Genomic DNA, 9,824 nt, shown 5'->3' with positions numbered 1-9,824 from the left:
GCGTTATCTTGCGCGGCACCCGGAAATGCGATAAGGCCCGGAACCTTACGGTTCCGGGCCTTACGCTACTGCGATCCCGACGGGACTTGAACCCGCGACCTCCACCTTGACAGGGTGGCGAGCTAACCAACTGCTCCACGGGACCAGTGTTCTGATCCTTGCCCGCCTGCTCTCGCCTGCGAACAAGACAGACTGTACTGCATCACGACCCCCCAGGTCGAACCGGCTCCGGAGCCCCCCGGAACCGGCCCGACCAGGGCCTCAGAGGGTGGCCGCCGCGGCCTCCATCGCCTTCAGGATCCGCTTCTCCGACACCGGGCTCGGCGTGCCCAGCCCCTGCGCGAAGAAGCTCACCCGCAGCTCCTCGATCATCCAGCGGACCGCCTTCACCTCCGGCGACGGCTCCCGGCCCGCCGGCACCCGCGCCAGCAGCTCCCCGTACGCCTGCTGCACCGCCTGCACCTTCGCCAGGTTCTGCAGGTCGCGCTGCGGGTGGTTGGGCAGCGCCTCCAACCGGCGGTCCACCGCCAGCAGGTAGCGCTTCAGGTCGCCCAGCCGCTGCCAGCCGGTCTCCGCCACGAAGCCCGGGTGCACCAGCGAGGCCAGGTGCAGCCGCACGTCGTTCACCGCGGACAGCAGCACCGGGCTGGAGACCGACTTCAGCCGGGTCGACGCCTTGTGGAAGGCGATCAGCGCCGACGCCGTCTTCAGCGTGGTGTCCGCCGACAGCTCGTACAGGTCCGCCCGGACCTTGTCGTACAGCGCGCCGAACGCCTCCGCGTCCCAGACCACGCCGCCGTTGAGCGTCATCAGGCGGTCGGTCGCCGCCGCCACCACGTCCTCGAACAGGGCCGGGACCGAACCGTGCGGGTTGTACGACAGGGCCAGCTTCGCCTGGTTGCCCAGCCGGCCCTGGATCGACTTGGCCGGGGAGTTCACCCGCAGCATCAGCAGCCGGCGGGTGCCCGCCCACATCGCCCGCTGCTGGGCCTCCGGGGTGTCGAACAGCTTGATGCCGACCGTCGCGCCCTCGTCCACCAGCGCCGGGTAGGCGCGCAGCGAATGGCCTTTGGAGCGCTGCTCGAAGGTGCGCTGCAGGACCGGCAGGTTGTCCGGCCAGGCGGTCAGCCCGGTGCGCTCGATGCCGCGGCCGGACGCGGCGCTGGACAGCGTCGCCGACAGCTTCGGCCGGAGCTTGCGGCGCAACTCCTCCAGGTCCTTGGACTCGGCGAGCTTCCGCTTGCCGTCCACCACCCGGAAGGTCACCTTCAGGTGGTCCGGGACGCGCTCCTCGTCCCACGCCTCCGGCGGGATCGGCAGGCCGGACATCCGGTGCAGCACCCGCTCCAGCGTCGGCAGCAACGGCTCCTGCCGGTCGGTCAGTTCGCGCATCGCCGCCCGGGCGTAGTCCGGCGCCGGCACGAAGTTGCGGCGCACCGCCTTCGGCAGCGAGCGGATCCAGGCCGTCACCAGCTCGGCGCGCAGGCCCGGGATCTGCCAGTCGAAGCCCTCCGAGACCACCTGGTTCAGCACCGCCAGCGGGATGTGCACCGTCACGCCGTCCGCGTCGCTGCCCGGCTCGAACTGGTACGTCAGCGGGAAGCGCAGCTTGCCCTGCTGCCAGAAGTCCGGGTAGTCGGCCTCGGTGACGCCGTCCGCCGAGTCGTTGATCAGCATCGACTTCTCGAAGTTGAGCAGGTCGGGCTGGTCGCGGCGGGTCTTCTTCCACCAGGCGTCGAAGTGCCGCCCGGAGACCACGTCCTCGGGCAGCCGGGCGTCGTAGAAGTCGAACAGGGTCTGGTCGTCCACCAGGATGTCCCGGCGGCGGGCCCGGTTCTCCAACTCCTCGACCTCGTCGAGCAGCTTGCGGTTCTCCGCGAAGAACCTGTGGTGGGTCTCCCAGTCGCCCTCCACCAGCGCGGTGCGGATGAACAGCTCCCGGCACAGCTCCGGGTCGATCCGGCCGTAGTTCACCTTGCGCTGGGCGACGATCGGCAGCCCGTACAGCGTCACCTTCTCGTACGCCAGCACCGCGCCGGCCTTCTTCTCCCAGTGCGGCTCGCTGTACGTGCGCTTGATCAGGTGCGCCGCCAGCGGCTCCACCCACTCCGGCTCGATCTTCGCGTTGATCCGCGCCCACAGCCGGGAGGTCTCCACCAGCTCGGCCGACATCACCCAGCGCGGCGGCTTCTTGAACAGCCCCGAACCCGGGAAGACCGCGAACCGGGCGCCCCGGGCGCCCGCGTACTCGCGCTTCTCCACGTCGAACAGGCCCAGGTGGGAGAGCAGGCCGGACAGCAGCGCCTGGTGGATCCGGTCCGCGTCCGGCTCGGCGTCGTCGGCGGGCTCGTCGATGGTGACGCCGAGCTGCTTGGCGATGGTGCGCAGCTGGACGTAGACGTCCTGCCACTCCCGTATCCGCAGGTAATTCAGGAACTCGGACTTGCACATCCGGCGGAACGCCGAGGAGGACAGCTCCTTCTGCTGCTCCCGCACGTAGCGCCAGATCGACAGGTAGGACAGGAAGTCGGAGGTCTCCGACTGGAAGCGGCGGTGCCGGTCGTCGGCGGCCTGGCGCTTCTCGGCCGGGCGCTCGCGCGGGTCCTGGATGGAGAGCGCGGCGGCGATCACCATCACGTCCCGGACGCAGCCGAGCCGGTCGGCCTCCAGCACCATCCGGGCCATCCGCGGGTCGACCGGCAGCTGGGCCAGCTTGCGGCCCAGCTCGGTCAGCCGCTTGCGGTGGTCCTTCTCGTCCGGGTCGAGGGCGCCCAGCTCGTGCAGCAGGTTGACGCCGTCCTTGATGTTCCGGGAGTCCGGCGGGTCGAGGAACGGGAAGGCCGCGATGTCGCCCAGGCCCGCCGCCGTCATCTGCAGGATCACCGAGGCCAGGTTGGTGCGCAGGATCTCGGCGTCGGTGAACTCGGGGCGGGAGAGGAAGTCCTCCTCCGAGTACAGCCGGATGCAGATGCCGTCCGAGGTGCGGCCGCAGCGGCCCTTGCGCTGGTTGGCGCTGGCCTGGCTGACCGCCTCGATCGGCAGCCGCTGCACCTTGGTGCGGTGGCTGTAGCGGGAGATCCGGGCGGTGCCCGGGTCGATCACGTACTTGATGCCGGGGACGGTCAGCGAGGTCTCGGCGACGTTGGTGGCCAGCACCACCCGGCGGGAGTGGGAGCGCTGGAAGACCCGGTGCTGCTCGGCGGAGGAGAGCCGGGCGTAGAGCGGGAGGACCTCGGTGGACCTCAGTTTCAGCTTGGTCAGCGCGTCGGCGGTGTCGCGGATCTCGCGCTCGCCGGAGAGGAACACCAGGATGTCGCCCGGCCCCTCGGCCTGGAGCTCCTCGACGGCGTCGCAGATGCCCTGGATCTGGTCCCGGTCGCGGTCCCGGTCGTTGTTGTCGTCCTCGTCGAGCTCGTCGTCCTCGACCAGCGGCCGGTAGCGGACCTCCACCGGGTAGGTGCGGCCGGAGACCTCGATGATCGGGGCGTCGTCGAAGTGCGCGGCGAAGCGCTCCGGGTCGATGGTCGCGGAGGTGATGACCACCTTGAGGTCGGGGCGGCGCGGCAGCAGCTGCTTGAGGTAGCCGAGCAGGAAGTCGATGTTCAGGCTGCGCTCGTGCGCCTCGTCGATGATCAGGGTGTCGTACTGGCGCAGGTCCCGGTCGGTCTGGATCTCGGCCAGCAGGATGCCGTCCGTCATCAGCTTGACCAGGGTGTCCTGGCCGGCCTGGTCGGTGAACCTGACCTTCCAGCCGACCGCCTCGCCCAGCGGGGTGTCCAGTTCCTCGGCGACCCGCTCGGCCACCGTGCGGGCGGCGATTCGGCGCGGCTGGGTGTGGCCGATCAGGCCCTGGACGCCGCGGCCCAGCTCCAGGCAGATCTTCGGGATCTGGGTGGTCTTGCCGGAGCCGGTCTCGCCCGCCACGATCACCACCTGGTGGTCGCGGACGGCCGCCAGGATCTCGTCCTTCTTCTGCGCGACCGGCAGCTCCTGCGGGTACCTGATCACCGGCACGGCCGCCCGGCGGGAGGCCACCCGGGCCTCGGAGCGGTCGAAGTCGGACGCCAGCTCGGTCAGCACCTTCTGCCGGCCCTCGGCCGACCTGACCTTGCGGGTGCCCTCCAGTCGGCGGCCGAGCCGCTGCGCGTCGCGCAGCATCACGCCGGGTAGCCGGGCGGCCAGCTCCGCGAACGTGGGGGCGGGCTGCGGGGCTACGGGAGAACTCACTGCGGGCATCCCTCTAGGTTGCATAAGGCCGGGGCCGGGGCGCACCTCGGTTTTTCTGTGGCCTCCAGTGTCACAGGCGGGGCGGGCGGACCGCGAACAGCCCGGACCGGGCCTCCGGGGCGTACCCGCCCATTTCATCCGGGCGCCGTACTGACTAGCCTGGGGGGAACAGCTTTTCGGGGAGCACACGGGGGACAGGGGGACCGTCATGGGTCTGTGGGGCGACATCAAGCACCTGGCCGGCGACGTGGTCCAGGTCGGCGAGGACATCGTCATGGCGCCGGCCGAGATCGCGCACTGGGCGCTCGGCAAGATGTTCGGCGACGCCGACGCGGAACTGAACAAGATCGCCGAGGAACTGGCCGAGCTGGGCAAGCAGGTCGACGGCCTCGGCCGCGACGTCAACGCCGTGCTCGGCTCGATGACCTGGCACGGCGCCGCAGCGGACGCCTTCATCGCGCACGCGCAGGGCAGGGTCCGGGAACTGAACACCGTGGCGGACGAACTGGGACAGCTGAGCGGCTCGGTCAAGCAGCTCGCCAACGTCCTGTAGCACTTCCCGGTCGGGGCGACGAGAAAGTAGGGGGACACCGCGATGGCGGGGGACCAGTTCGGTTTCCAGGTGGGTGAACTGCTGAAGATCCAACGGGACTTCGAGCAGGTGAACCAGCGCATGGAGGAGATGACCGGGAAGATCGGCCACATCAAGGCGACCATCGCCAAGGCGGCCGTCACCGACGTCTTCTCGGGCGGCATCCTCGGGATCTTCGGAGCGGCGAAGGTCCTGGAGGAGGTGACCAGCAGCGTCCGGGAGATCCACGCCCGGACCGAAGAACTCACCAAGGCCAAGGAGAAGCTCACCAAGGAGCTCGGCGAGGACGCGGCGAAGATCAAGAAGATGCTCGACGCGTACGAGGACGTCGAACGCAAGATCGCCGAGGACCTCAAGCGCAAGCACAGCGAGCAGCCCAAGCCCCCCGCGCCCAAGTCGCCCAGGACCGGGATCGACGGCGTGGGCGGTGGCGGCGGGGGCACCGGCGGCGGTGGCGGTGGCGGTGGCGGCGGTCACGCCGCGCAGCCCTCCTCGCCGCACACCGGCGGCACCGACACCAGCGGCAACGACGGGACGGGCGTCATCAGCGGCCCGGGCGGCAAGCACGACGGCCCCAAGCTCAAGGACCGCTCGACCGGCGACTGGAAGACCAAGATCGTCAACGGCAACAGCTGGGACGCCTGGTCCGACCACCGGCACCCGCGCAACGGCGAGGGCGTCGGCGTCCAGGCCAAGCCCAAGCTGGACGGGGTGTCGGACGAGCGCCGGGCCATGGTGGAGCGGGCGATGGAGCGGGTGCAGCGCAAGCTCGGCTACAGCCAGGGCGCCGTCACCAACGGCTACCGGGTCGACTGCTCCGGCTTCGTCTCCGCCGCCTGGGGCCTGCCCGGCCCCGGCACCACCACCGGACCGCTGATCAGCGAGAAGGCGGGCATCGCGCACCACATCTCCCGCAGCGAACTCCAGCCGGGCGACGCGCTGGTGGTCGACAACAGCAGGGAGCAGCACGTGGTGCTGTTCGGCGGCTGGGCGGACGCGGCGCACACCCAGGCGATCATCCTGGAGGACTGCGGCAGCAGGGGCTGCATCTCGCACCAGGAGTCGATCTCCAAGCTGGCCGCGTACACCCCGATCCGCAAGAACGGCATGTGACGCGGCAGCCGGCCCGGTGACGGGGCGCTCCCCGGTGGTTCCGGGGAGCGCCCCGCTGCTCCGGCGGCCGACCGCGGCGTCGCGGTATCGCGGCCTCGCGGCCTCGCGGTGCGGCGGGAAGCGCGGGCCGTCCGGTTAGGGTGGACGGATGAGCGAGCAGCAGCGACCGGGGTTCGAGGCCGATCCGACCGAGGTCCACCCCGTGGCCCGGATCGCCTTCGGCGTGGCTGGGACGGCGCTCATCGTGGTGGGCGTGGTGCTGCTGATCCTGCCCGGCCCCGGCATGCTCCTGCTGCTGGCCGGCATGGTGCTCGTGGCCCGCGCGGTACCGGCCTTCGCCCGCTTCGTGGAGCCGGTACGGGCCAAGGCCATGCAGGGCGTCGAAGCGAGCGTCGCCTCCGGCTGGCGGATCGCGGGCTCGGTCCTGGCCGGCCTCGGCCTGATCGCCGCGGGCGTCGTCGCCACGGTCGTCCCCTCCCTGCCGTTCGCGGGCTGGGCCACCGGCACCAGCCTGATCCTGTCCGGCCTGATCCTGCTCGGCCTACTGGCCTGGAGCCACCGCCGGGTGCACGGACAGCGGTAGGGGTAGCCCCGCCAGAGGGCCCCGTCAGGGGCTCGGGGAACGGCGAGGCCCGGTCTGCTGACGGTTCACTGCCGTGGCGCGCATCGGCTTCTGGTTCTGTCACAGACACGCAGCAGCACGGACCTTCGATGGGCTCCGGCCGTCAGCAGCACGGACTCGCCGTTCCCCGAGCCCCTGACGGGGCTTCTCTCTTCAGCGGGTGAGGTGGAAGGCGAGGCGGGCCGCCGCGCGGAGGGGGAGGGGCGGGCGGGGGAGGGCGAAGGCGTCGCGGAGGGGGGTGTCGAGGAGGGCGGCGGCGAAGGCGGGGGCGTGGCGGGTGAGAGGGCCGGGGAGGCGGGCGGCGAAGAGCGGGGCGACGGTGTGCCAGAGGCGTTGGCCGGCCGGACTGGGGGCGAATCTTGCGGTTTCGAACTCCCGCATCCAGGCGGCGAGTTCGGTCAGGGTGGGGCCGGGCGGCGGGGGGAGGCGGAGGGCCGCGGCGAGGTCGGCGGCGAAGACGGCGGCCGCTTCGCGTTCGGCGGGGGTGGCGGCGGCGAACTCGACCGGGCAGACGGTGAAGCAGGCCAGCACGTAGCGCATCAACTCCTCGTCCACGCCGGGGATCCGGTGCATCGCGGCGAGTTCGGCGACGATCTCCCGGCCGGCCGGGCTGTCGGTGCCGTGGCCGATCAGGGCGAACATCATCGCGCCGGTGGCCTTCGCGCGGGCCTTCGGGGCGGTGGCCAACTTCCCGGTGCCGGCCAGGACTTCGGCGATCTCGGGGACGGCGAAGGTGCGGACGAAGCCGAGCGTGAGGCCGACCCGGGCGCGTTGCGGGCGGCGGTGCAGGACGAGTGCGGCGAACGCGTCCCGGGGTGGCGGGGGGTTCACGCGAGGGGTTCCAGGGCGCGGTCGAGCAGCGGGGAGCGCAGGTAGGCGGCGACCAGGACGAGGTGGGCGCGTTCCTCGGCGGGGGCGGTGTCCAGGCCGGGCAGGGCGGGCTGTTCCTCGCGGGGGCGGGGCACCGCGCCGGTGGCCAGCGCGGTGACGGCGGAGCGCATCGCGGCGGCGACGACCAGGGCGTCCCGGTGGCTGGGGGCGAGCGAGGCGCGGCCGGCCAGGCGCTGCGCGGCGTGCACGGCGCCGGGGTCGACGAACGGACGGAGGGTCAGTTGGCCGTCGCGGATCTCCAACCCGCGCCGGGTGGTGCGCCATTCGAGGTCGCGCAGGGCGACGCGTTCGCGCCAGGCGGGGGAGGGCGGGCCCTCCAGGGCGAGGCGGCGGTCGGCCCGGTAGACCAGGTCCCAGAGCGGGCGCAGGGCGCGGAAGTCGCGGCGGCGGGCGGCCCAGGCGGCGCCGGCCGGGCCGGCGAAGCCGCAGGTGATGCCGATCGCGCCGAGGGCGGCGAAGGCCGGGCCGAGTGCGGTGCTGAGCCAGTCGGCGCCGCCGATGCCGGCGTGGGCGAGGGCGATGGCGGCGATCTTGCACAGCACGTAGCCGCAGGCGGTGAGCGCGCCGAGGGCGATCAGCCGGATGCCGCGGCGCAGCCAGCCGTCGGGGAGCCGGGCGGCGTGGCCGAGGCAGACCCGGCCGATGTCGATCAGGGCGTGGGCGAAGAGGCCCTGGTAGAGGGCGAGGAACAGGGCGGTGGCGGTGCGCGGGGCGAAGGTGGTGTCGAAGGTGAGCGGGGTCTCCGGCCGGTACGGGCCGCCGGCCAGGAACAGCGCGGCGAGGACGGGGACGAGGGCGGCGAAGACGGCGGCGCGGCGGCGCACCCGCTGCCGCAGCCGGTCGTCCAGCGGGGCCCAGATCCGGGGGCCGGCGCGTTCCTCGGGCGGGGTCCAGACCAGGGCGAGGACCACCACGGCGGCGGAGAAGCCGACGATGCCGAGGTAGACGAGGAGGGTGGCGAGGTTGCCGACGCCGGTGAGGCGCCCGACCGTCCGGTACAGCACGGGGGAGGCGAGCAGGAAGGCGGTGGCGGGGGAGGCGATGGCCAGGGCGACCACCAGCAGTCCGAAGGAGGGGTCGCGCCGCCAGGCCCTCAGCTTCAGCGCGGCGACCAGCCAGGCGGCGCTGCCGATGCCCAGGTAGACCAGGTCGTACGGCAGTTCAGACATGCTGTCCCTTGCGGTGTTCCAGCGCGGGGGCGAGCTGGGAGGTGGTGCCGGCGCCGGGGGCCAGGACCAGGACGCGCATCAGCTCGGCGCCGAGCACCTCGGCCTCCTCCTCGGCGGCGTCGTCGTAGTGCGAGCGGCCGAGCACCAGCCGGACCATGTCCGGGTCGATGGTGGGCAGTTCGACCCGTTCGGCGTCCCGGTCGGGGGGCGCGCTCAGGTGGCCGCACAGCAGGTGGGCCAGTTCGTGGCAGACGATGTGCGCCCGGTGCAGCCCGGAGGTCTCCTGCTCGACGTGGACGACGTCCTCGGCGGGGAGGCGTTCGACGAAGCCGGAGGGTTCGCCGACCCGCATCCGGCGCGGGGCGATCCGGATCGGCCGGTCCAGGTGCGCGGAGACCGCGTCGCACAGTTCCTCGACGGTGCTCAGCGGTGGCAGGCGCAGGTCGCGGGCGACCGCCCGCATCCTCCGGCGGGTCCGCCCCAGTCCGCTCCCCACACCCCGCACGTCGACCCCTTCCGGCAGCCGCCAGTGTCCCAGCGGCACCTGCTGGCGCTCCGTCACGTCACCGGACCCGCCTCGTCCGGCTGCCCGTCGGTCAGGCCCACGGCCCGCCGCAACTGCTCCACAATAGTGAGTGCGGCGTCCTGCATCTCCGGGGGCAGTCCGGCCGCGCGCATCGCGATCCGCTCGACCCGGGCGTCCCGCAGGGCCTCGATCTTGCGCAGGTCCCGTTCCACCGCGCTGGCGGTCTCGGAATCGGAGAAGTAGTCCAGCGGAACGCCGAAGAACTTCGCGATCCGGACGGCGTTCTCCAGGCTCGGTTTCTGGGTGCCTTTGCGCAGGTTTCCGATGTACGTGCCGCTCAGGCCGGTGCCTTCGGCGATTTCGGTGTCCCGCCAGGGGCGGCCGAGGTCCTTGGGGTAGATCACCGCTATCAGGCGCCGGAAGCGGCTGGCGAAGTCCGGGGCTCCGGCGCTGGACATGTCCTGGGGCATGTGCCGGATCATAGAGGTTCTTTACCCCCGGGCGTATCCTCCTTCCGGCCCGTTCTGCACGATCGTTGGGGAAATCGTGCGCAAAGCGTGGGGGAAGGTCACCGAGGGGGCCCGGTCGGGCCCGGTGAATCCACGATAGTTGACACACCGTGGAGCCGATCGGCAGGATCGGTGTCCTGATGCTCGGGCGCCGTTGCCCCACGGGGGTGGGCAG

The 9,824-nt window shown here is 72.0% G+C and carries 8 protein-coding genes and 1 tRNA gene; 3 read left to right on the top strand and 6 right to left on the bottom strand.

Going from position 1 to position 9,824, the window contains the following annotated elements:
* Positions 1-71: 71 nt before the first annotated feature.
* Together ACFUEL_RS27730 and hrpA are read right to left on the bottom strand one after the other, a co-directional pair.
* Positions 72-145: transfer RNA gene (locus tag ACFUEL_RS27730), tRNA-Asp, on the bottom strand.
* 116 nt (positions 146-261) lie between these two features.
* On the bottom strand, positions 262-4,236 hold the full coding sequence (gene hrpA / locus ACFUEL_RS27725; protein ID WP_380239495.1) for an ATP-dependent RNA helicase HrpA: 3,975 nt from the start codon (positions 4,234-4,236) through the stop codon (positions 262-264).
* A gap of 199 nt (positions 4,237-4,435) precedes the next feature.
* On the opposite strand from hrpA, the gene ACFUEL_RS27720 reads away from it, so the two are divergent.
* The 3 genes from ACFUEL_RS27720 to ACFUEL_RS27710 all read left to right on the top strand — a co-directional run bounded on the left by ACFUEL_RS27720 (position 4,436) and on the right by ACFUEL_RS27710 (position 6,515).
* Positions 4,436-4,780: a hypothetical protein gene (locus tag ACFUEL_RS27720; RefSeq protein ID WP_344555147.1), complete on the top strand. Its 345-nt coding sequence runs from the start codon at positions 4,436-4,438 to the stop codon at positions 4,778-4,780.
* Positions 4,781-4,822: 42 nt separating this feature from the next.
* Positions 4,823-5,932: a hypothetical protein gene (locus ACFUEL_RS27715; protein WP_380239494.1), complete on the top strand. Its 1,110-nt coding sequence runs from the start codon at positions 4,823-4,825 to the stop codon at positions 5,930-5,932.
* Positions 5,933-6,080: 148 nt separating this feature from the next.
* Positions 6,081-6,515, top strand: coding sequence for a PGPGW domain-containing protein (locus tag ACFUEL_RS27710; protein WP_380239493.1), 435 nt, complete (start codon positions 6,081-6,083; stop codon positions 6,513-6,515).
* Between the two features lie 192 nt (positions 6,516-6,707).
* Here ACFUEL_RS27710 and ACFUEL_RS27705 read toward each other — a convergent pair whose 3' ends face one another.
* From ACFUEL_RS27705 to ACFUEL_RS27690, 4 genes are all read right to left on the bottom strand, one after another.
* Positions 6,708-7,385, bottom strand: a complete 678-nt coding sequence (locus tag ACFUEL_RS27705) for a DUF2236 domain-containing protein (RefSeq protein ID WP_380239492.1) — start codon at positions 7,383-7,385, stop codon at positions 6,708-6,710.
* On the bottom strand, positions 7,382-8,614 hold the full coding sequence (locus ACFUEL_RS27700; protein ID WP_380239491.1) for an MAB_1171c family putative transporter: 1,233 nt from the start codon (positions 8,612-8,614) through the stop codon (positions 7,382-7,384). Before ACFUEL_RS27700 ends, ACFUEL_RS27705 begins: the two co-directional genes overlap by 4 nt.
* A complete protein-coding gene (locus tag ACFUEL_RS27695; protein ID WP_380239490.1) occupies positions 8,607-9,077 on the bottom strand; it encodes a hypothetical protein in 471 nt (156 codons plus the stop codon). Before ACFUEL_RS27695 ends, ACFUEL_RS27700 begins: the two co-directional genes overlap by 8 nt.
* 95 nt (positions 9,078-9,172) lie before the next feature.
* Positions 9,173-9,610 (bottom strand): helix-turn-helix domain-containing protein, encoded by a 438-nt coding sequence (locus tag ACFUEL_RS27690; protein ID WP_380239489.1) that lies wholly within the window; start codon positions 9,608-9,610, stop codon positions 9,173-9,175.
* Positions 9,611-9,824 lie beyond the last annotated feature (214 nt).

It is taken from the genome of Kitasatospora sp. NPDC057198 (genome assembly GCF_042670125.1).
Taxonomy (GTDB): Bacteria; Actinomycetota; Actinomycetes; order Streptomycetales; family Streptomycetaceae; genus Kitasatospora.
The sequence above is the reverse complement of the archived record's forward strand: the minus strand, read 5'-3'. Positions and strand labels throughout refer to the sequence as shown.

Coding starts and splice junctions, on each gene's coding strand:
- hrpA (WP_380239495.1), bottom strand. CDS start 4,236: ATGCCCGCAGTGAGTTCTCCCGTAGCCCCGCAGCCCGCCCCCACGTTC.
- ACFUEL_RS27720 (WP_344555147.1), top strand. CDS start 4,436: ATGGGTCTGTGGGGCGACATCAAGCACCTGGCCGGCGACGTGGTCCAG.
- ACFUEL_RS27715 (WP_380239494.1), top strand. CDS start 4,823: ATGGCGGGGGACCAGTTCGGTTTCCAGGTGGGTGAACTGCTGAAGATC.
- ACFUEL_RS27710 (WP_380239493.1), top strand. CDS start 6,081: ATGAGCGAGCAGCAGCGACCGGGGTTCGAGGCCGATCCGACCGAGGTC.
- ACFUEL_RS27700 (WP_380239491.1), bottom strand. CDS start 8,614: ATGTCTGAACTGCCGTACGACCTGGTCTACCTGGGCATCGGCAGCGCC.
- ACFUEL_RS27695 (WP_380239490.1), bottom strand. CDS start 9,077: ATGCGGGCGGTCGCCCGCGACCTGCGCCTGCCACCGCTGAGCACCGTC.
- ACFUEL_RS27690 (WP_380239489.1), bottom strand. CDS start 9,610: ATGCCCCAGGACATGTCCAGCGCCGGAGCCCCGGACTTCGCCAGCCGC.